Annotated in this window: 18 protein-coding genes and 1 tRNA gene; 5 read left to right on the top strand and 14 right to left on the bottom strand. The window is 42.8% G+C overall.

Features of this window, described 5'->3' with window-relative positions:
* Positions 1-82: 82 nt before the first annotated feature.
* The 4 genes from ACXAGV_RS08765 to ACXAGV_RS08750 all read right to left on the bottom strand — a co-directional run bounded on the left by ACXAGV_RS08765 (position 83) and on the right by ACXAGV_RS08750 (position 5,381).
* The gene (locus ACXAGV_RS08765; RefSeq protein ID WP_474872906.1) at positions 83-1,330 is read right to left on the bottom strand and encodes a glutamate-5-semialdehyde dehydrogenase; all 1,248 of its coding nucleotides are present in this window, start codon (positions 1,328-1,330) and stop codon (positions 83-85) included.
* A complete protein-coding gene (gene proB, locus ACXAGV_RS08760; protein WP_474872905.1) occupies positions 1,327-2,436 on the bottom strand; it encodes a glutamate 5-kinase in 1,110 nt (369 codons plus the stop codon). Before proB ends, ACXAGV_RS08765 begins: the two co-directional genes overlap by 4 nt.
* A 16-nt stretch (positions 2,437-2,452) precedes the next feature.
* Positions 2,453-3,967 carry a sodium/proline symporter PutP gene (gene putP, locus ACXAGV_RS08755; RefSeq protein ID WP_474872904.1) on the bottom strand — a complete coding sequence of 505 codons (1,515 nt, stop codon included), beginning with the start codon at positions 3,965-3,967 and terminating at the stop codon, positions 2,453-2,455.
* A 367-nt stretch (positions 3,968-4,334) separates the two neighbouring features.
* The gene (locus tag ACXAGV_RS08750) at positions 4,335-5,381 is read right to left on the bottom strand and encodes a DNA topoisomerase IB (protein ID WP_474872903.1); all 1,047 of its coding nucleotides are present in this window, start codon (positions 5,379-5,381) and stop codon (positions 4,335-4,337) included.
* A 566-nt stretch (positions 5,382-5,947) separates the two neighbouring features.
* Here ACXAGV_RS08750 and ACXAGV_RS08745 point away from each other — a divergent pair.
* Both ACXAGV_RS08745 and ACXAGV_RS08740 read left to right on the top strand, forming a co-directional pair.
* Complete coding sequence (locus ACXAGV_RS08745; protein WP_474872902.1) at positions 5,948-6,538, top strand: hypothetical protein; 591 nt, start codon at positions 5,948-5,950, stop codon at positions 6,536-6,538.
* A 174-nt stretch (positions 6,539-6,712) separates the two neighbouring features.
* Positions 6,713-7,543: an HAD family hydrolase gene (locus ACXAGV_RS08740; protein WP_474872901.1), complete on the top strand. Its 831-nt coding sequence runs from the start codon at positions 6,713-6,715 to the stop codon at positions 7,541-7,543.
* Between the two features lie 63 nt (positions 7,544-7,606).
* Here the strand turns inward: ACXAGV_RS08740 and ACXAGV_RS08735 are convergent, their stop codons facing one another.
* Together ACXAGV_RS08735 and ACXAGV_RS08730 are read right to left on the bottom strand one after the other, a co-directional pair.
* A complete protein-coding gene (locus ACXAGV_RS08735) occupies positions 7,607-8,311 on the bottom strand; it encodes an SDR family NAD(P)-dependent oxidoreductase (protein WP_474872900.1) in 705 nt (234 codons plus the stop codon).
* 19 nt (positions 8,312-8,330) lie between these two features.
* Positions 8,331-8,861 carry a DUF2878 domain-containing protein gene (locus ACXAGV_RS08730; protein WP_474872899.1) on the bottom strand — a complete coding sequence of 177 codons (531 nt, stop codon included), beginning with the start codon at positions 8,859-8,861 and terminating at the stop codon, positions 8,331-8,333.
* 150 nt (positions 8,862-9,011) lie between these two features.
* Here ACXAGV_RS08730 and ACXAGV_RS08725 point away from each other — a divergent pair, with 150 nt between their 5' ends.
* The 3 genes from ACXAGV_RS08725 (at position 9,012) to ACXAGV_RS08715 (ending at position 12,684) form a co-directional block, all read left to right on the top strand.
* The gene (locus tag ACXAGV_RS08725) at positions 9,012-10,640 is read left to right on the top strand and encodes a diacylglycerol kinase family protein (protein WP_474872898.1); all 1,629 of its coding nucleotides are present in this window, start codon (positions 9,012-9,014) and stop codon (positions 10,638-10,640) included.
* A 6-nt stretch (positions 10,641-10,646) separates the two neighbouring features.
* Positions 10,647-11,999, top strand: coding sequence for an NADP-specific glutamate dehydrogenase (gdhA, locus tag ACXAGV_RS08720; protein WP_474872897.1), 1,353 nt, complete (start codon positions 10,647-10,649; stop codon positions 11,997-11,999).
* Between the two features lie 229 nt (positions 12,000-12,228).
* Positions 12,229-12,684: a hemerythrin domain-containing protein gene (locus ACXAGV_RS08715; protein ID WP_474872896.1), complete on the top strand. Its 456-nt coding sequence runs from the start codon at positions 12,229-12,231 to the stop codon at positions 12,682-12,684.
* 140 nt (positions 12,685-12,824) lie between these two features.
* On the opposite strand, the gene ACXAGV_RS08710 is transcribed toward ACXAGV_RS08715, so the two are convergent.
* The 8 genes from ACXAGV_RS08710 to ftsH all read right to left on the bottom strand — a co-directional run bounded on the left by ACXAGV_RS08710 (position 12,825) and on the right by ftsH (position 21,409).
* Positions 12,825-12,983: a YqaE/Pmp3 family membrane protein gene (locus ACXAGV_RS08710; protein WP_014949371.1), complete on the bottom strand. Its 159-nt coding sequence runs from the start codon at positions 12,981-12,983 to the stop codon at positions 12,825-12,827.
* Positions 12,984-13,177: 194 nt separating this feature from the next.
* On the bottom strand, positions 13,178-15,472 hold the full coding sequence (locus tag ACXAGV_RS08705; RefSeq protein WP_474872895.1) for an EAL domain-containing protein: 2,295 nt from the start codon (positions 15,470-15,472) through the stop codon (positions 13,178-13,180).
* 235 nt (positions 15,473-15,707) lie between these two features.
* Positions 15,708-15,793, bottom strand: a tRNA-Leu gene (locus ACXAGV_RS08700).
* 15 nt (positions 15,794-15,808) lie between these two features.
* Positions 15,809-16,222 (bottom strand): preprotein translocase subunit SecG, encoded by a 414-nt coding sequence (gene secG, locus ACXAGV_RS08695; RefSeq protein ID WP_474872894.1) that lies wholly within the window; start codon positions 16,220-16,222, stop codon positions 15,809-15,811.
* 10 nt (positions 16,223-16,232) lie between these two features.
* Positions 16,233-16,976 (bottom strand): triose-phosphate isomerase, encoded by a 744-nt coding sequence (tpiA, locus tag ACXAGV_RS08690; protein ID WP_474872893.1) that lies wholly within the window; start codon positions 16,974-16,976, stop codon positions 16,233-16,235.
* Positions 16,977-17,072: 96 nt separating this feature from the next.
* On the bottom strand, positions 17,073-18,416 hold the full coding sequence (glmM, locus tag ACXAGV_RS08685; RefSeq protein WP_474872892.1) for a phosphoglucosamine mutase: 1,344 nt from the start codon (positions 18,414-18,416) through the stop codon (positions 17,073-17,075).
* A gap of 9 nt (positions 18,417-18,425) precedes the next feature.
* Positions 18,426-19,250 carry a dihydropteroate synthase gene (folP, locus tag ACXAGV_RS08680; protein WP_474872891.1) on the bottom strand — a complete coding sequence of 275 codons (825 nt, stop codon included), beginning with the start codon at positions 19,248-19,250 and terminating at the stop codon, positions 18,426-18,428.
* 212 nt (positions 19,251-19,462) lie between these two features.
* Positions 19,463-21,409 carry an ATP-dependent zinc metalloprotease FtsH gene (ftsH, locus tag ACXAGV_RS08675; protein ID WP_179983328.1) on the bottom strand — a complete coding sequence of 649 codons (1,947 nt, stop codon included), beginning with the start codon at positions 21,407-21,409 and terminating at the stop codon, positions 19,463-19,465.
* Positions 21,410-21,503 lie beyond the last annotated feature (94 nt).

Here is a 21,503-nt window from a genome sequence, read left to right as displayed (position 1 = left end):
AAAGCGCCGACGAATGTCAGCGCTTTTCATTATGAAGCATGTAAACCTATGGCACAATGCCGACCAGTTGTAACGACTGCAATTAGTCGCGAATTTGGCCTTCACCGTTCACCAGATATTTCTCTGAAGTCAAAGACTCTAAGCCCATTGGGCCGTACGCATGCAGCTTGGTTGTAGCGATACCAATTTCAGCACCTAGACCTAGCTGGCTACCGTCAGAGAAGCGCGATGAGGCGTTAACCATTACCACGCTTGCATCTACTGCGCGTTGGAAAAGCTTACCTTTCTCGGCATCTTCGGTAACGATAACTTCGGTGTGATTACTACCGAACTGCGCGATATGGTCTACCGCACCCTCGAAGTCATCAACTACGCGAATTGCAATTTCTAAACCTAGGTATTCTTCGCCGTATGCGTCTTCTGCAATTACGTCAGCGCCATCGAAATACTGGCTGCCTTTTTCATTTACGTGAACCTTCACGCCTTTTTCTTTAAAGGCATCGGCCACTTTTGGTAAGAAGTCACCCGCAACGGCTTGATGTACAACCAAGCCTTCAAGCGCATTACATACACCAGTACGCTGGGTTTTACCGTTTAGAAGAATAGCCATGGCTTTGTCTAAATCAGCATCTTTATCTACATAAAGGTGACACACACCTTTAAAGTGCTGGATAACTGGTACCTTAGCGTTATCGGTTACATAGTTAATAAGGCCTTCACCACCACGTGGAATTATCACGTCGATGTAGTCGCGCTGTTCCATCAGTTCTTGCATTAGTGCGCGGTCTGGATTTGGTACAACAGTAACTAGTGCTTTAGGCAAGTTATGCTTTTCAAGCACGTCTTGCATAAGTTTAGCAATGGCTAAACTTGTATCAAGGGCTTCTTTACCGCCACGTAAAATGACGGCATTGCCCGATTTAAAGCACAGCGCGCCCGCGTCGGCAGTAACATTAGGTCGTGCTTCATAAATCATACATACAACGCCTAATGGGATACGCATTTTCTTTATTTCAATGCCGTTAGGACGTGTACCAATCACACGCTCTTTACCTACCGGATCGTCTAGCTCAACAATAACCTCAATACCTTCAGCCATTGATTCAATGCGCTCATCGTTAAGGATAAGACGGTCAATCATGGCTGCATCTAAATTATTCTCTTTGGCGCGCGCAACTTCCTTTTCGTTTACTTCAATAATTTTGCTTTTATTTGCACGAATTGCCGCGGCCATATCAGTTAACACCGCGTTTTTCTGGCTCTCACTTAAAATTGCCAGTGTACGTGCAGCTTTTTTCGCCTGTTGTGCTAACTCTGTAATAATACTCATTCTTTCTCCAGATTTGCTATGTGCTGATCAGAAATAATTGGCCCCGTTTTTTCCTCAAACTCGTGGGCAAATTCTTCACTTTCCTGATTCGCAATAAAATTCAGTAAACAGCTACTGTAATTCGACTTGGCTTTTACCAACTTAGTGCCGTCTTCTTTACGTACCAATATGGTGTCACCTACTGAGAACTCACCTTTCACGTCTATAATTTCGCTACTTGTAAGCTGCTCTGCGTCAGCATGTAAAGAGTCGTCGAAGTCTCCTTCTACTATCACCTCGCCCTGCGCATTTGACGTATGGCGCATCCAATGCACATTCTCTTGCATTGGCTTGGCGTGAGGTTTGAAATGCGTGCCTGGGTTTTCACCTGCTAGCAGCATGTTAAACGACAGTTCAGTAAAGCCGTTAATAATATATGTATCTATACCATGCGAAACAGCTTTCTCGGCCGCTTCAATTTTCGTGCGCATACCGCCGGTTCCAACACCGCCTTTAACAGCACCACCAGCCATGTCATAAACGCTTTGATCGATGGTATCTACCGATTTAAGCAGTTTTGCGTCGTCATGTTCATGTGGGTTCTTGTCATACAACCCATCAATGTCTGAACAGATGATCAGTGCATCAGCTTCAGCTGCCGACGCCACCATGGCCGATAAATTATCGTTGTCACCAACCTTCAATTTGTCGGTAGTTACAGTGTCGTTTTCGTTCACAATAGGCAGAATGTTGTTATCTAACAAACTGAATATGGTTTCACGAATACTTACGTAACGCTCTCTGTCTCTTAAGTCAGCATGGGTAAGTAGCATCTGGGCAGACGGGAAATCAAACAGTCTATCCCATGTGGCAATCATCTCGGTTTGACCCGCTGCTGCCATGGCTTTCTTAACCGCAATATCTGACTTTTCTTGCTCTGGAAACAGGTGCGCACCCGCCGCCACAGAGCCCGAAGACACAAGCACTACTTGTGTACCGTTAGCCCTACAACGTACGATAAATTGCGCAATGCTCAGTAAATAGTGGCTGCTACAACCTTGCTGGTTGGGCGATATTAGTGCACTACCTACTTTGATGACTACGCGTTTCCAATTAGGATGACTCATAATAAACTTTTTAACCTTAAGATTGTTGATTCGCTAATTCTTCACTGGCTTGCACAAACGTCTTTTGTACGTTCGACGATGGGTTTTCGCTAAAGCGACTCACCATATATAGCGTTAACGTACTTACCGCAAACCCTGGAATAATTTCATAAATAACGCTGCTTAACGTTTTACCGTCAGCTAAAACTGGCGCATAAATCCAAAACAGTACGGTTACCGCACCACTTATCATACCGGCCATTGCCGCTTTCGCCGTCAGGTCCTTTTTATACAGACAAAACAGTACTAATGGACCAAATGCGGCACCAAATCCTGCCCAAGCGTTACTTACTAAAGATAAAATTGTATTCGACGCATCCATGGCTAATAGCAATGCAACCACAGCCACACCAGCTACACCATATCGCCCAATTGTTACCGTTTGCTTTTCATTTAACGATTTTTCAGGCGACTTTTTATTTACCATTACGCGGTAAATGTCTTCTGTTAACGAACTTGCGCTAACTAATAACTGCGACGAAATTGTACTCATGATGGCCGCCAAAATTGCTGCCATCAAAAATCCACTAATTAATGGATGGAAAAGCAACTGCGAGAAAATAATAAATATCGTCTCTGGGTCGTCGACTGCAAGGCCAAACTGGTTAGCATAAGCAATGCCTACAAAGCCTGTAGCTAATGCACCAATAATTGTTACCGTCATCCACGACATGCCAATGTTTCTTGCTGTTCCAATAGCTTTAACAGAGCGAATTGCCATAAATCGCACAATGATATGAGGCTGTCCGAAATAGCCTAAGCCCCATCCTAAACTCGAAAGTAAACCGACTATCGTTAGCGTTTCTAACGATTCTGAAAAATTCGGTACAGATTGATAAGCCGCGTTTGTCATTTGCGATACGCTATCAAACTCGGTAAATGCGACTATTGGCACTAAAACCAATGCCACAAACATAATGCACCCTTGCACAAAGTCTGTAAGGCTCACTGCTAAGAACCCACCCAAGAGTGTGTAAGACACCACAACACCTAGAGTGATAAACAAGCCCAGTTGATAATCGACCGAAAATGCACTTTCGAACAGCTTACCGCCTGCTACTAAGCCTGCAGACGTATATAGCGTAAAGAACAGTACAATGATTACCGCCGAAACGATTCGTAAGCTTGAATTTGGCTTATTGAAGCGCTTGGCAAAGAATTCAGGCACAGTAAGTGAGTCATTAGCCACTTCGGTATAAACGCGAAGTTTAGGCGCTACTAATAAATAGTTAGCTAAAGCACCAGCAACCAAGCCTATCGCGATATATAACGCGTCAAAACCGGTTAAATACATTGCGCCGGGAAGACCCATTAACATCCAGCCTGACATGTCAGATGCACCTGCAGAAAGTGCGGTAACTTGAGGGCTTACTTGTCGCCCTCCCAAAATGTAACCAGAGATATCACTGGTAGATTGTCGGTAAGCAAACAACCCTATCCCTAACATCGCTATAAAGTAAACGGCTAGTGACAGGTAACTTTCCATTGGCATAACGTTAGTTATTTCCTCTATTGCTCATCAAATACTCATAAATGATTTCGCCATTTAACCTTTGCTAAATTCATTTCTGGAGCAAATAATTAAATCGAACAATAATCATTAGAGCTCTAACAATATAAAGATATTACAGAAAATTTCAAGTTTAAATTTTGAACAACTTCATTTAATCAGCATTAATGACCAAATTTACACCAACCATGTTTCACGAGAGATTAAATATTTTATCTACCACATAAATCATATTTATCAGCACCTTACAAATACAAAATCAACCATGAAACAATTTAACTTGGTACCACAGACCCCAAAAAACAATAACTTTACTATCAGCTAAAACATTTTCATTAAAAATGCTTTACTACGCACACTCAGCCGAAATAACATCCAAAAGAAGCTTTTCTACAGGCAATAAGTGAGTTAGCTGCGTACAATCTTCGTCATTCAGTGAACGTACCTTGTTGATCAGCTTTTCACACAACTTTTTATCATTTTGAACAGTAAATAGTTTAGGGTGAATATAATATTTTCGGCATACAGTAGGAGTATTACCCAATTCTGCTGCTACAACTTTACTTAACGTACTCTCCCATTTTTTGGTTCTAGAATTATTAACTTGCTCATAAACATGCGGAAGGCTGGTTAATGCAAATCGGCTAGAAGCCCACGTTCTAAAGTCTTTACAGCTGAACCGCTCACTTAACTCAAAGTGTATAAACGCATTGACGTCCTCACTCGTTACATCTTGCCATTGTTTATGCTCATCTTGATAACGAAATAAGCAATAACCTTGTTGTTGCGCGCAGTCACAGACTAATGCAGCAAGCTCAGGGTCGTTTACCTTTAGCGTCCTTGGTTTACCGTGTTTTCCAATGTAAGCAAGTTCAACACTATCGTCGCATTGAGCTTGAATATGCTTGCGCCGCAGTGTGGTTAACCCGTACGTGTTATTTTCCTTGCTGTATTGAGCATTGCCTACTCTGGCACCTGTATAATCTAACAATAGGCACACCAGCGCACATGCTCTTTCTTGTGTCCAAGTGGGCTGCGAAATTAAGGAAAGACAGTATTCTCTGAACTCAGGAAGCGCATTGCCAAACGTAATCAAACGCTCGAACTTCTCTCTTTGCCTCTGCTCATGCCATTTGTCGTGGTAGATGTATTGCTTACGACCTTTTTCGTCGTAGCCAACGGCTTGAATACTAGCCTTAGTATCTCGGCTTATGAAAGTGTTTTGCCAATTTGGGGGAATAACAAGCTTCTTAATACGTTTGATCACACGTTCGCCCGTTACTTTTTTGCCACTGCTATAACGATAGTAAAACCGCTTGTTCCCACAAGCTATTCGCCTTATTGATAGATGGCTGTCGTCACTGTAAACGTTGCAATAGCCTTTCGTCCGTTTCATTTGTACTTGCTCCTTTCCTTAACTTCAAATAAGGCTCTCTGTTAAGGTAATGCCAAGGCCGCTCAGATTCACTGCGCTTTTCATAAAAAAACCAAACGACAGTTAGAGCAAAATGTATAACTAAGATTTACAGAGAAACGTCGAGAAATGATCACAACTCACAGGTAGCCTTTCCTCTGAGCCTTATGTCTATGTAACGCACTGATTCTACCGCTATAACAACTTTTCACGCCCTGTGTAAAATAATCACAGTATAAGTAATAGTGAGAGTCCATGAACCTTAACTTATGTGTTTCAAGTACCCTCTTAAGTTACCGTCCCGCTGACTAAACCATATTTAAATATCAATAAAAAACAAATAAAAACAACAATATAAACCTTACATAAGCATACCCTAGCTAATGAATAAGCACTCGTGCTTGTTCGCCGGAACGCAACTTGAATATTAAGACATTAATGATCGAGTTACCTGTATGTTCAGTGTTGGCATAACCAGCCATTCGTTATGACTTACAAGTAAAACGAATCAATTTATAGAGTCCAAGTAAGAAGCTGAGGATGTAGAAATGAACATTGAAAATCCGAATGGTACAAACTCTGATAACGATAGTGGCAACGAACATGTAAATTTAAGAGCCAACGTTGTATCGAACGGTGAGTTGCAAGTGGCGGCTGTATTCCCTTCAAAAAGAAAAGTGCAAGAAGTACTAGAATTAGTAAAAGAAGAAACGTCAGTTGAAGCGTCTCAAATAGAGATTATCGAATCGGGCGACCCAAATATGAGCGAAAAGCTTGAACGCAATAGTGCATCTATTGGCAAAAGTATGTGGTCGTCGCACTTAATGCTAGGGTCAGTTGGTCTTGTTATTGGCCTTGTTGCGGCTTTTTTATTAACACTATTTGGGCCTGCGCTTACTCAGCAAAACCCATTATTTACCTATATAGCACTGATTAGCCCAGGTATATTCATTGGGCTATTTATTGCGGGTTTAATTGGTTTACGCCCAGACAGAAATGAAGTTATTCAGACCGTTAGACATGCGGTTAGGTTTGGGAAAGTAGCGCTTGTGATCAACCTTAGAAAGTCACAGTCATCGTCTAAGGTGTCGCAGTTATTAAAGCAGCACACCGACAAAGTGGTTGAATCAATTCGCTAGCAAGATTAATTACATGATATGAAACACTGCTTAGACAGAGAATATGATAAAGTGACTACAACGTATTGATAAAGTCAGCCGTATTTAAAAGCGCTAAAGGGCAACATACCAAATGTGGTGTGCATTGCCCTTTAGCGTTTGGTCGGCGTTATTTAGAAACTAGGCACCAACTGTATGGATTTGATATTTTTTGATTTAGATGGGACATTATTAAATAAGTCTTCAGAAATTTCTGCTTTTACAAAAGAAACGTTGGGCTTACTTAGCGAAAAGGATATTGCCTTTACTGTTGCAACAGGTCGCACCATGCACTCTGCGCAATTTGTTTTGCAAGGTCAATCTTTCGTACTTCCGCACATTTACAACAATGGTGTAGCTATATGGGATCCAAGCGGAAATGCGCTAACACTGGAAAACCTACTCGCGCCTAGTGAAGCCAATCTTATTATTGAGCACGCGGTTAAGAACAATATCACGCCATTTATTAACACGGTAAACATGGACAGTCCTGATCACGAGCACGTGATCTATCACTCTGCGCCAAAGCATCAGGTGGAATTTGATTTAATCGAAAAATACTTTTCGCGCACAAAAGCGCGCTTAGCTTCCATTGAAGCATTACCTGCCAATGCGCACATAACTAATATCAGTATGATCGGCGATGCGGCACTTGTCTATGATATGTACCAGCAACTAAATATGCATGAGCAATTAATAGCGTATTCAGGGCCTGCTATTGAAGGAGATGAGTATCGTTGGATGGATGTTCACCATAATCTTGCCAACAAAGGGAGTGCTGTTGAACTGCTGCGCAGTCAATTGAATGCAAGCAATGTTATTGTGTTTGGTGATAGCGATAACGACTTAAGTATGTTTAAGCTTGCTGATGAAGCTTACGCACCTTCAAACGCCAAACCTTATGTTAAAGATGCTGCAACTTCAGTTATCGGGCACCACGATGACGATGGAATCGCTCGTTTTTTGAGAGAGCGATTCTCACTTTAATCATACCGCTATCCGCGTTGTACAATTTACTGGTGGCCCGATATATGTTGACCGGCTAACGGGCTACCAATCAATGGGCTCTCTGTCTTTCAAAAATTTGCCGTTGGGGCCGCCCTCTTCCATTGTTGCAAGCCAAATTGCCGTATCTGCCCCCTCTTCAGGTGTTTTTGGTGCGTCGCTGCCCCCCATTCTGGTATGTACCCAGCCTGGCGTCATACTGTTTATCGTTACATCAATCTTTTTGCCCTCTGCAGCTTTATCGACTTCGGCAGCCATTTTCACGGTTAGGGCGTTAATGGCGGCTTTGGTTACTGCGTAGCATAAAGGACCTTTTAAACCTTCGGCAAAGCTACCGTAACTAGAACTTACGTTGATAATGCGCCCAAAACCTCGCTCAATCATTTGCGGTAAGGTTTGTTGAATAAGCGTTAATGGCGCGTTCACGTTTACCTGTACGGATTTTGCTAAGCTCTCACTATTTACCTCTTTCCAATTGGTGTCATCTAATATGCCTGCATTGTTTATTAGAATATCGATAGGGCCATAAACAGCTTCCGATCGAACAAACGCATCTACGATCGCCGTTTCATTATCAAGGGGCATTTCAATAATATGTAAATCCCCTCCTACTATATCCTTTTTAGCTTCAAGACCTGACTCTTCATCTCGACATCCCATCAATACCTTATAACCTTTAGACAGCATTCCTTTTACTATTTCAAGGCCGATACCTCGATTACCACCAGTTACTAATACGTTTTTCGTCATGCCAATACACTCCTTGCATTTACGCTTGGGCTTGTTTTGCCTCAAAACGATTGGATAAATAAAAACACAGCGGGAAAATTACGCTCCACACTAACGCGATGAAAATATAAGAAAGCATCATGCTGGCCCCTAACTCTACAGCACCAAAATTGGCACCGGCGATATAGCTAAGTGGGGCAAAAATTGCACCAGCAATTGCAGCAATAACCATTCGGCCATTAAAGGCGGTTAAACTGTGATACACAGTACCTGCGAACGCAGCCCAAAGAAGACTAAGCCAAATGGGAATTGGCCAAAAGCCCACCAACACATCTGTTTGATTGAAAATGAATAGACCGCTTAATGTAAGTAAGGCATCGACTACAGTGCCTAGTAGAAAAACTGCACTCATAAGCTTTATGTCTTCGACGCGTTTTGGAGAAAATGCAATCCAAACCAAAAGCAGGCCTAATACCGGAAGCACTGCACTGTTTTGAAACAGAATCACCAACCACCATATCGCTTGAAACCAAACGAAATTAGCAACTTTGAGTACTACCGTTTTATTCATTACATACACTCATATTTTCCATACAAAAATATACGCTTACTGCCTAGCGATAGTTCAAATTACAGGCCTTAAAAGTAAACGAAAACAAATGGGTGTAAGTATAAATGCCTAAGCTATTTGCTTTTTCTAATTACAAAGGATGTGTTCGTCGTGAAAATGGTAAAGTATTACATACTTGCAGCATTGTTAGCGCTGGTGTTAACGGTAACAGTGCCTGTGCTATTGCTCAAAATTGTATTTGGATGGATTGCTTTTTCGCTTATTGCGGTAAGCAGTGCCTATTTGCTCAACTACCCAAGTTTATTTCGCAAACGGGAAGATGGATCGATTCCATTCTACATTCGCTGGATTTTTGTTCCATTTCTGCTGGGCTCGTGGCTTTATAACGAGTATGCACGTAGAACAGACAAAGTACCTCCACTTCAAAAAATTGAATCAAACCTTTTTCTCGCTTGCCGCATGTCTGGACAGCATGTTGACTTACTTAACGAGAATAATATTGATGCGATCCTCGACGTAACTGCAGAATTTGACGGCTTGGATTGGACAGCGTATCAAGAAGATTTTAGATACCTAAACGTGCCTGTCTTAGATCATACCAGCCCTACTCCAGAGCAACTTGTTCTTGCTATCAATTGGCTCAATCAACAGATATCTGAAAACAAAAATGTTGTTGTGCATTGCGCACTTGGTCGAGGACGTTCGGTGCTAGTAGTGGCAGCTTATCTTCTGGCAAAAAACCCAGATTTAAGTGTAGATGATGCCATGCGACAGATTAATCAAATACGTCAAACAGCAAGGCTTAATAAACGCCAGTTAGCATCACTGCAAAAAGTCAGAGATGGCGGCCTACTCTCTTTACATAAGAACTTAACGTTAATTGTCAATCCGGTAGCCGGCGGCGGTAAGTGGGAACAGCACCGTGGTGAGGTACTTGCAAGGCTAAACGAAAAATTCAAGGTAACGGTAAAAGAAACCACACCAGAAATAGACGGCAAAGCACTTGCTGAACAGGCTAAAGATGAAAAGGCACAAATCGTCATTGCCTGCGGTGGAGACGGTACGTTAACTGAGGTGGCATCAGCGCTAGTTGATACTGACATCACAATGGGAATTATCCCATTTGGTACGGCAAATGCGCTGAGTCAAGTACTCCACGGTTATATTAGCAAAGTTATGCCTATTAGCACCGCGTGCGACATCATCATTAATGGCAACACGCTAAAAATTGATACCGCAACTTGTAACGACAAAGTCATGTTGTTGGTAGCAGCCGTCGGATTTGAAGAGAAAATGATTTCTGCCGCTGACAGAGAAGAGAAAAATGTGGGCGGCCAGTTTGCCTACTTGAAAGGGCTGTGGAATGCCATTTCTAATAATGAAAACATGACATTTGAAGTAGCAAAGGATGACAACCCAGCTGAGACACTAGAAACACCTAGCTTTGTTATAGCCAATGCTGCACCCATGACAACCGCATTGGCACAGGGTGCTGAGCAGCCAGATATTACCGATGGAAAGCTAGATCTTACTTGGTTATTGCCCCAGCCAAGCTCTGACAGACAGTTTGCATCACTCGCGGAACTGGTTTTAAGCCCTTCAGAAGCGAAAAAGAATTCAGACACCATTCGTCACGAACGTGCATCAAACATAACACTAACATTCGATAAGCCCACTGCCTATGCAGTAGACGGTGAAATCTATGAAGGCGACCAACTTATCATAAAAACCTTCCCAAGAAGTCTCACCGTACTCGCCAACTTTGAAGATAAGGATTAATGGTACATGCCTCAAAAAAGTAACTTTGAAGAAATCTATGACTTTTTGAACGATAAGTTTTCTAATGAGACCGAGTATCTACAAGCAGTACATGAAGTACTTGAAGATATTGTTCCTATTTATAACGCGAACGAAGATTACAAGGCATTTGATATTGTAAGGCGCATTTGCATGCCGGAGCGCATTATCTATTTCACAGTCTCTTGGATGAACAGTGAAGGCAATATTGAAGTGAACCAAGGGTGGCGGGTGCAGCATAATTCAGCAATGGGCCCGTACAAAGGTGGGTTGCGCTTTCACCCAACTGTTAACCTATCAGTGCTCAAGTTTCTTGCTTTTGAGCAGTGTTTTAAAAATGCCCTTACTGGTCTGCCCATGGGTGGCGGAAAAGGTGGCTCTGACTTTAACCCCAAAGGCCGGTCAGACCGAGACATTATGTTGTTTTGCCAAGCATTCATGCGTGAATTGCAACGACACATAGGCGCAAACACCGATGTACCTGCTGGTGATATTAACGTAGGCGCGAGAGAAATAGGTTATCTATACGGCGAATATCGAAGGTTAAACAATAGGTTCGAAGGGGTTTTAACAGGTAAAGGTTTAGAGTTTGGTGGAAGCTATGTGCGTACTGAGGCCACAGGTTTTGGCTTAATTTACTTTTTAGAAGCGGTTTGTAAACAGCGAAACTCGCACATTGAAGGCAATACAATTGCAGTATCTGGTGCAGGAAACGTAGCACTGCACGCGGCGCTTAAGGCGGTAGAGAAAGGTGGAAAGGTAATTTCGCTCTCAAACAGCCGGGGGCTTCTACATGTTGAAGAAGGGTTATCGGATACGGCATTAAAATGGGCAATTGATAACCACGCTAACCGAGATAATATCCTTGTAGACATGGCTGATAAAAAAATGGGTAAATGGATAGCCGATAAAAAGCCGTGGCATATAAAATGCGATATTGCTCTACCTTGTGCAACGCAAAATGAACTGCTTGAAACGGACGCCAAGGTATTACTAGATAACGGCTGTAAGATGGTTTTAGAAGGTGCGAACATGCCATGTACAAATAAGGCACAAGCGCTTTTCTTAGATGCTAAAATTGTTTATGTGCCCGGAAAGGCATCTAATGCAGGTGGTGTCGCCTTGTCGGGATTAGAAATGAGCCAAAACGCCATGTTCAATCAGCGCAATGCGAACGTACTTGATGATCAGTTAAACGCTATTATGGAAAGCATTCATCAGCGCTGTGTTGCAGAAGGACAAGGTGTAGGTGATGAACACGATTATATTGACTACATGAAAGGCGCTAACATCGCAGCGTTTAGACGTCTTGCAGACGCCATGGTCGCACAAGGCGTGTAGCACGTTTACGACATATTTCATTCGATAAATTCACGACAATACTGCCGTGAATTTATCGGTAAGTAACCTGTAAAATTTGCGTTTTTTCTGTTCTCTTGTACCAACCCCCCTGAATCGTTCAATAGATTTTATTATAAAATTCAGGAACTAACAGACTTTTTATTCATGGAACAAAAATAGCATTACCCTTGGTGTGATTAACTTTTTAGGTATTTATAAGGAACCACCTATGAAAATTTTTGAAGCTTTACGCCAGGACCATGAGAAGCAACGTTTATTGTTAAAGATTTTAGCTGAAACAAGTGGAGATACAGCTGCACGCCGTGAATATTACCAAGAGCTCAAAACTCAGCTTGAAAGTCATGCTATTGCTGAGGAGCGCCACTTTTATTCTCATCTTTTAGAAAAAGATGCCACCGTAGATTTGACCCGTCATGGAATTGCAGAGCATCACGAGATTGATGAATTACTAGCTAAGCTTGATGACACCGATATGAGCTCACCTGCATGGTTACGTTATTTGAAGACACTTCAGGAAAAAGTGGAACATCACCTTGCTGACGAAGAACAGGAGTTCTTCCAGGTAGCGGGGAATGTGCTTAACGACCGCCAGAAAACAAAACTTGCTGATGAATATCAAAAAGAGATGAAACAGGAGTTAGACGACGAAAAACTAACGGCGTAACATAGCCTTGGTATCCATGGCGGTAGTATCCAATCCGAGAGGCGTCATAAAGTAAAAAGCCAGCTATTGAAGCTGGCTTTTGCATATTTAGTGTTTGATTGCTCTTTCACCTATAACAGATTACTGAAGCGTTTAAGTGCCTACTTTTTAGCGATGATGTAAACCGCGTGAATTACACCTGGAAAATAGCCAAGAATGGTCAATAGAATATTGATCCAAAAATGCGCGCCGATACCGACCTGTAAAAATACGCCTAGCGGTGGAAGTAAAATTGATAAAAGTATACGAATGATGTCCATAGTAAATTCCTTGTTTTTGAAGTAATTTCACAACTCAGTAGGCAAAAAACTCACACTTTAGTGAAAGTGTTTAGCCTGCGGAGCGATTTTCACGCTTCATAATGGTTGTTTGCATTTTAGATGCCATGTCAGCGTTGATAAACGATTGAGCATCCCATTGACTCCAAAAATATAAGTTTTTTGTAATAAGGAAGCTATTCACCGAAAGGCGTATTTTGCAGCCAATCTTCTAGGTCTGGACGATTAAGCGGTCGACTGATGAAGTAACCTTGCGCGATATCACACCCCCACTCTTTCAAGATTTCTAGCGACGCAACATCTTCTACACCTTCTGCAACCACTTTTAAATTGAAGACACTTGCTAAACTAAGCACGGTGTGAACTATTTGTTGATCGTTCTCGTCGCTTGCTAGAGCAAGAATAAAGCTTTTATCTATCTTGATCGTTTTGACAGGTAGATTCTTTAAGTACGCCAATGAAGAATAGCCCGTGCCGAAATCATCGATCGCAAAGTGAAATCCACGGGCCGTAAGCTCATTTAGGTTTTCTATGGCTAGCGATGCGTCGGCAACCAAGTCACTTTCAGTAATTTCAAGTTCCAGCGCTTCAGGGGAAAGCCCCTCTTGCGTAAGCAAAGCAACTAGCTTACGCAGCAGTACTTTGTTTTGTATGTCTTGAGTCGAAAGGTTCATTGCCACAGTAAATCCATATCCTTTAGCTCTGAAATAAGCTAAATCAGCGATAGTCTGCTGCATAACCCAAGTCGTGACCTGCTCAATTAACCCTGCTTGCTCAGCAATAGTGATAAACTCATCAGGAGGAACAAAACCAAGTGTACTGTTGTTCCAACGAATTAACGCTTCCATACTACAAACTTTCATGGTCCTTAAATCAACTTTAGGTTGGTAGACCATAGACAGTTCATTTTGCTGACTGGCAAGAGCACGTTTTAACTCTGTTGTTATAGCAAGTCGGCGGTTATATTTATCTTCCAAATCAGTTCGATAACGAACACACCAGCTGTCACTATGAATAGCTTCATCGGTAACTATATTCATTTTTCTGAAAAGTTCTTCAGAAGACGTTGCGTCCTGTGGGCATTCGATGATTGCCATAGCAACTTTCACGGGAATAGCAATTAAATTACTCTCAACAGGCTGCTCTAATATGTGCCTAAGCGTTTCTAGCTGATCATCATTAAGAGATTCCTGCGATATATATAAAATCTCACCGCCAGCAAGGCGTGCAGACGTGCCAGGCCAGCGCTGTAAACGCTCAGCTAACGCTTTTAACGTATTGTCACCATTTGAATAGCCATACAGGTCATTAATAGTTCGAAACCCAATGACGGTAATAGCCACAACTTGAACAGCCCGTCCTTCTTTGAGCTCGGACTCGAAAAAGCCTTCAACATAGTTGCGGTTAAAAAGCCCCGTTAACACATCGTGTTCCGCTTGATAACGTATATGCTTCTCACGACTCTTAATACTCGCCTGCATACTATCAACAGCATTAGCAAGCTCAGTAATTTCTTTGAGTTTCGATGGTGCTTCAAGTGTTGCGCCATAGGAGCCCGAAGCCACTTTATTAACTGCTTTAACTAGCTTAGAAACAGGCTCACTCACATTTCGTGCAAGTAACAGAGAAAGCCCCATAGCAACGAGTATTGCTAACAAACAAAAAGCTAATATGGTCAATTGAATACGCGTAAACGCATTAAACGAAGAAGTTACATCTACAGCTAGCGTAATCGCCATTGGCAAGTCCTGCTCAGAGCCGATACTTACCTGTCGCGCAAAATAGGTCAACTCGTCTTTGAAAGTGACATCTACCCAAGAAGGGTCGCGTTCAGATGAAAGTATGCGCTGAGCGTCTCCCTCATCTAACGTTGCCTTTATGACCTTATTCGAACCTGCTTCTGAAATGATAATTTCGGCATCTACAAGTCGTTTTAACTCGTTTAATAAATCGCTATCAAAATCAACACCAATAAGCATGTAATATCTAAGCGTTGGAATTTCTACCCGAATTAAATTTAGTTGCACTAAGTTGTTGTTAACAACAAAAAAGCCACTGTCTTGACCTTTTGCTACAAGTGATAAGCTACTTTCTACGTTTTGGCCAGGCTCAAATAAATCGCTATGGGTTGCAACTACTGTGTGATCTAAACTGACTAATGCAATTATGTTTGTATTTAAGCGTTCTGCATAGCTTGTAAAAGCGGCTTCTATAGAGGGTATATTTTCAGTGCCCACTGCGCGTCTAAAGTCGAAAGACCGAGACAGGATTTTTGAAACGCTTCTAATAACGGCTTGCCTGTCGGCAACGACTTTATCAAAAACTTTTTCAGCCAAGAGAATGTCATGATCAATATTTTGAACTACTAAGGTATTGGCTGAACGCCAGACAGCGCCAATAATCAGAAGTGATGCTATTACAATACCTATCAGTAAGGTTTGAAATAAACTCTGACTTAGTGTTTTTTGCACTCTAGTGCCCCGTGAAGAATAGACTAAATTTTAAGATGCGTGAAACGATGAACAACTAAAAGAATAGCTGAATTATAAAGATACGAACAGGTATAACACCCTGTAATTTTTAGTTTTTAACGCTTTGTTACAATTATATCAAGGCCAACAATTGCTTTGTTGGCTGCGTCCTCTTGCTTTCTAAAAGCCAAATAGAAAAAAGGCCAGCAATTTTGCTGGCCTTCTCTTTGTTAATTGGTGCGGAAAGCGGGACTTGAACCCGCACGAGCTATGCTCACCACCCCCTCAAGATGGCGTGTCTACCAATTCCACCACTTCCGCGAAATTTTTATATTATTAGTTTGAATCTTCAGAGCCAACAGCTGCTGGAACATCAGAAGCATCTGCTTCAACCGCTGGTACGTCGCTTTGCGCCGCGTCTTCAATAACAGGCACATCCTGATCAGCTGGAAGCTGCACTGGTTCTTCAACAGCCGCTGGAACTTCTAAGTTATTCCACTCATCTTCAGCACTTTCGCGGTTAGCGGTTAACGCACCTAAAGTAAGGCTGATGAAGAAAAACAAACCTGCCAAAATGCCTGTAGTACGCGTCATAAAGTTACCAGAACCAGACGAGCCAAATACTGTGTTTGAACCACCTGAGCCGAATGAAGCGCCCATATCTGCACCTTTACCTTGTTGAATTAAAACAAATCCAATAAGTAAAAGCGCCACAATTAGGTATGCTACTAATAGCACTTCGTAAATCATAAATACCTCGTCAGTTTGCCGCTTGGCAAATTGAAATAAAATCTTCAGCCTTTAAACTGGCCCCGCCAATCAAACCGCCATCTACGTCTTTTTGCGCAAATAAGGTGCTGGCATTATCTGGCTTAACACTACCGCCGTATAAAATACGTAGGCCTTGCGCCAGCTCTGTGTCTACTTTACTAAAGTAGCCACGAATAAATTCGTGAACGTCTTGTGCTTGTTCTGGGCTTGCAGTTTTACCTGTACCTATTGCCCAAATTGGCTCGTAAGCTATAACTGTTTTGCTTAGTTCACCCACAGACATTGCATTAACAAGGGCGTCTAGCTGTTCACCGACAAACGACTCTACGTTGTCAGATTCTCTCACTTCAAGGGGTTCACCCACACAAATGATAGGAACTATGCCAGAAGCAACACACTGTTTAGCTTTTAACGCTACAAGTTCGCTTGACTCACCATGGTCTTCACGTCTTTCAGAGTGTCCAACGATTGCGTATTCACAACCTGCTTCTTTTAGCATTTGGACTGATAGCTCACCAGTATGTGCGCCACTTTCTAAATGACTTACGTTTTGAGTGCCGATAGCAAATGAACGGGTTTCAAATGCGTGTAAAAGTAGAGAAGGAGCACAAATCACGATTTCCGATTCAGCTTTTACATCAGCAAGTTTCTGGTTAAATTCAGCAACTAATGCCAAATTTCCATTCATTTTCCAATTGCCAGCCACGAATGACTTTCTTACATTTTCACTCACAACGTAGACCTTAGCCCTGTCTTTAAAGCGGGCGTGATATTAACTATTTAATTGAAAAGATACAAGCACAAAAAGCAAAATTTCCTGCTACGCCAACTAATTGGCGAGATTACGAACAGTTTCTGCAATATGCTCAGCCCATTTATGAGATTGCGCATCGTCGTTCGACTCTACCATTACACGAATTAGTGGTTCAGTACCACTTTTACGCAGTAATACCCTACCCGTTTTACCCAGTGCAGACTCCGCTTCTTTCTTAGCGTCTTGTACATCTTGGTGTGAAAGATAATCCACTTCTTGGTTGGCGTAACGCACGTTTACTAATGTTTGCGGGTACATGTCAAAACCGCTTGCTAAATCGTGAAGATCCATATGAGAGCGTAACATGGCAGCAAGTACCTGAAGCCCTGCAACAATACCATCTCCAGTCGAGCTCATATTAAGGTTAAGTACATGACCTGAATTCTCACCGCCAATAGCCCAGCCTTTTTGCTGCAACAATTCCATCACGTATCTGTCGCCTACGTTACTTCTTACAAATGGAACGCCCAGCTTTGAAAGCGCATTTTCAAGACCAAGGTTACTCATCAATGTGCCAACGACGCCACCTTGCATTTTGCCATTTTTAAGTGCGTCGCGTGCAATGATGTAAACAATCTGGTCGCCGTCTAAAACGTTACCAAGATGGTCTACCATCATAATGCGATCGCCATCGCCATCTAGTGCAAAGCCAAGATCAGCGCCGGTTTCTTTAACCTTTTCTACAATCGAGTTCATAGAAGTTGCGCCAACGCCGTCGTTGATGTTTAGGCCATCTGGCGCTGTTCCCAGTTCAATGACCGTTGCGCCTAATTCGCGAAGTACATTTGGTGCTATGTGGTACGTTGCGCCGTGCGCGCAATCTACCACTATTTTTAGACCTGTTAACGATAGCTCAGACGGGAATGTACCCTTACAAAATTCAATGTAACGACCGGCTGCGTCATTAATTCGCGTAGCTTTACCTAACTTGTCAGACGCAACGCAGGTCATTGGGCGTTCTAACATGTCTTCAATAGCTAACTCGATGTCGTCATCTAGCTTAAATCCTTGAGCAGAGAAAAATTTGATGCCGTTATCGTAAAAAGGATTATGAGAGGCGCTGATAACGATGCCCGCTTCAGAGCGAAATGTTTTTGTTAGATACGCAATAGCAGGCGTAGGCATAGGACCTAGCAAGCCAATATTAATACCTGCTGCCGATAGACCGGCTTCTAGAGAAGACTCTAGCATGTAGCCTGATATACGTGTGTCTTTACCAATAAGCACCTTATTTGTGCCGCGACCTGCCAGTACTTTACCTGCGGCCCACCCTAATTTGGTAACAAACTCTGGGTTGATATTGCTCTCACCAACTTTTCCACGTATGCCATCGGTACCAAAATATTTGCGCTGGGTCATTATTATTCCTTATTTAATCGTATTCAGCATTTTCACGATATTGACAGCATCAGCTGTTTCTTTCACGTCGTGAACGCGAATTATCTGTGCGCCCATTTGGGCGACAATTGTAGCGAGGCTTATGCTTCCCGCCAAGCGCTCATCCACTTTTCTATTTAGCAAATTACCAATCATCGACTTGCGAGACATGCCAACTAACACTGGGTAACCCAGCTTCATAAGCGAAGGCAAGTGTTTAACCAACGTATAATTGTGTTCCAACGACTTTCCGAAACCGTAGCCAGGGTCGAATAAAATCTTGTCTTTAGCAATGCCCGCTTCTTCACACACTTTGCTACGCGCGAGTAGAAACTGGCTCACATCATTTACTACATCATCATACTCAGGCCTTTGCTGCATGGTTCTGGGTTGCCCCTGCATATGCATTAGACAAACAGGTACTTGTGCTTCGGCTGCTGCTTTCAGTGCACCAGGCTCTTGTAACGCGCGTACATCGTTAATTAGCCCAGCTCCCGCTTTCACAGCTTCACGCATAACGTCAGCTTTGCTGGTATCAATAGAAATAACACACTCAGTATTTTTAGCTACAGCTTCAATAACGGGTATTGTGCGATCAAGTTCTTCCTGCAGCGATACATCCGGGGCGCCAGGTCGAGTTGATTCACCGCCGATATCAATAAAAGTTGCCCCCTCATCAATCATGCGAAGCGCATGGTCAAGGGCTTGAGATTCATTTGCGTGCTTGCCGCCGTCAGAAAATGAATCAGGAGTAACGTTTAATATGCCCATCACTTGTGGCTGTGACAAATCTATGAAGTACTTTCCAAACTGCATGAATTACCTGCGTTATCGTTTTTTGAAATAACAGTATTTCTTTGAAATAAATTTATTATTGAGAAATGAAGCTATAAAACAGACTGATTTTAACCTGCTAGATTAGTAACAAAACGTACTCAAGTACCCCAAACTAACACCTAGATTAAAATCAAACTGCTCTAATAAAAAACGCCAGTGAAACTGGCGTTTTTTAAAATGAGTGTAGAGGCTTAGCTTGGAATATCGCCTGGCTTACCTACCGACGGTTTATCAACACCGTCATTTTTAATTTCACCTTCGCGAACCGGTGCACCACCGCTTGGCTTATCGCCACCAGACGGCTTGCTGTCATCCCAGTCAGCAGGAGGACGAACGTCAGTGCGGTTCATCAGATCATCAATTTGCTTAGCATCAATGGTTTCGTACTTCATCAGTGCGTCTTTCATTGAATGTAATATATCGATGTTGTCTTCAAGAATTTTTTGAGCGCGTTCGTAGTTGCTGTCAATCAATGACTTGATTTCGGCATCAATAGCACGTGCTGTGTCATCAGACATATTCGTTGCCTTAGACATAGACTTGCCTAGGAACACTTCACCTTCGTCTTCAGCATAAAGCATTGGGCCCATTTTGCTCGACAAGCCCCACTGGGTCACCATCTTACGTGCAATTTCAGTTGCGCGTTCGATGTCGTTAGATGCACCCGTGGTTACTTTGTCGTCACCATAAATGATGGCTTCAGCAATACGCCCACCAAACAAGCTAGAAATCATGCTTTCTAAGTGCTGTTTAGAGTGGCTCACTCGGTCTTGCTCTGGTAAATACATTGTCACACCCAGCGCGCGACCACGTGGAATGATTGACACTTTGTACACCGGATCGTGCTCTGGCACCAAGCGACCAACGATGGCATGACCTGCTTCGTGATAAGCTGTCATTTCTTTTTCAGGCTCAGACATCACCATAGACTTACGCTCAGAGCCCATCATGATTTTATCTTTCGCTTTTTCAAACTCTTCCATAGAGACAAGGCGTTTGTTGCCGCGAGCAGCGAACAATGCAGCTTCATTTACTAAGTTAGCAAGGTCAGCACCTGAGAAACCTGGAGTACCACGAGCAATAACAGAAGGTTCTACGTTATCAGCCACTGGCACCTTGCGAATATGAACTTTAAGAATTTGCTCACGACCGCGAATATCTGGAAGACCAACCACTACTTGACGGTCAAAACGACCAGGACGAAGTAGCGCAGGGTCTAGTACGTCAGGACGGTTAGTTGCCGCAATAACGATAATACCTTCATGACCCTCAAAGCCGTCCATTTCAACAAGCATCTGGTTAAGGGTTTGCTCACGTTCGTCGTGACCACCACCTAAACCTGCGCCACGTTGACGGCCTACCGCATCGATTTCATCAATGAAGATGATACACGGCGCTGCTTTCTTCGCTTGTTCGAACATGTCACGCACACGAGATGCACCTACACCCACGAACATTTCAACGAAATCAGAACCTGAGATAGTAAAGAACGGTACTTTTGCTTCACCCGCGATAGCTTTCGCAAGCAACGTTTTACCCGTACCAGGAGGACCTACCATAAGTACGCCCTTCGGAATTTTACCACCCAGCTTTTGGAACTTAGACGGGTCGCGTAAGAAGTCTACCAATTCAGATACGTCTTCTTTTGCTTCGTCACAGCCTGCTACGTCAGCAAATGTTGTCTTGATTTGGTCTTCACCAAGCAAGCGAGCTTTGCTTTTACCGAATGACATAGCGCCACGGCCGCCACCACCCTGCATTTGACGCATGAAGAAAATCCATACACCGATAAGCAGTAACATGGGGAACCATGAGATGAAAATAGACGTGAGAAGAGACTGCTCTTCTGGTGGCTCACCGTACACTCTTACGTCGTTTTTAACTAAGTCAGATACCAACTTGTCGTCGAAGTAAGGTACGAATGTTTGGAAAGTTTCGCCTGAACGCTTTGTACCGCGAATTTCGCCACTATTGTTGATGCGAACTTCACGAATATTTCCCTGTTCTGCTTCTCTCAAAAACGTTGTGTAGTCAGTTTGCGAACGAGACGATTCACTCGGTGAAAAGCTCTGAAAAACCGACATTAAAACAACGGCGATGACTAACCATAAGATTAAATTTTTTGCCATATCGCTCAATGCTACTAACCTCTATAAACCCGAATTGCTTGTATATTCAACAAGTTGTTTATTGAATAAACGACACAACTCGCAACGAAAACCGCTTAACCCA

The sequence above is a fragment of the Alteromonas sp. ABH4_453 genome (assembly GCF_056160665.1).
The sequence above is the reverse complement of the archived record's forward strand: the minus strand, read 5'-3'. Positions and strand labels throughout refer to the sequence as shown.

Bases quoted from the DNA above. Each gene is read 5' to 3' on its own strand.
- glmM (WP_474872892.1), bottom strand. From the start codon at position 18,416: ATGACCCAGCGCAAATATTTTGGTACCGATGGCATACGTGGAAAAGTT.
- ACXAGV_RS08765 (WP_474872906.1), bottom strand. From the start codon at position 1,330: ATGAGTATTATTACAGAGTTAGCACAACAGGCGAAAAAAGCTGCACGT.
- ACXAGV_RS08730 (WP_474872899.1), bottom strand. From the start codon at position 8,861: ATGAATAAAACGGTAGTACTCAAAGTTGCTAATTTCGTTTGGTTTCAA.
- ACXAGV_RS08745 (WP_474872902.1), top strand. From the start codon at position 5,948: ATGAACATTGAAAATCCGAATGGTACAAACTCTGATAACGATAGTGGC.
- ACXAGV_RS08710 (WP_014949371.1), bottom strand. From the start codon at position 12,983: ATGGACATCATTCGTATACTTTTATCAATTTTACTTCCACCGCTAGGC.
- folP (WP_474872891.1), bottom strand. From the start codon at position 19,250: ATGCAGTTTGGAAAGTACTTCATAGATTTGTCACAGCCACAAGTGATG.
- putP (WP_474872904.1), bottom strand. From the start codon at position 3,967: ATGCCAATGGAAAGTTACCTGTCACTAGCCGTTTACTTTATAGCGATG.
- proB (WP_474872905.1), bottom strand. From the start codon at position 2,436: ATGAGTCATCCTAATTGGAAACGCGTAGTCATCAAAGTAGGTAGTGCA.
- ACXAGV_RS08740 (WP_474872901.1), top strand. From the start codon at position 6,713: ATGGATTTGATATTTTTTGATTTAGATGGGACATTATTAAATAAGTCT.
- ACXAGV_RS08750 (WP_474872903.1), bottom strand. From the start codon at position 5,381: ATGAAACGGACGAAAGGCTATTGCAACGTTTACAGTGACGACAGCCAT.
- gdhA (WP_474872897.1), top strand. From the start codon at position 10,647: ATGCCTCAAAAAAGTAACTTTGAAGAAATCTATGACTTTTTGAACGAT.
- secG (WP_474872894.1), bottom strand. From the start codon at position 16,222: ATGATTTACGAAGTGCTATTAGTAGCATACCTAATTGTGGCGCTTTTA.
- ACXAGV_RS08735 (WP_474872900.1), bottom strand. From the start codon at position 8,311: ATGACGAAAAACGTATTAGTAACTGGTGGTAATCGAGGTATCGGCCTT.
- ACXAGV_RS08715 (WP_474872896.1), top strand. From the start codon at position 12,229: ATGAAAATTTTTGAAGCTTTACGCCAGGACCATGAGAAGCAACGTTTA.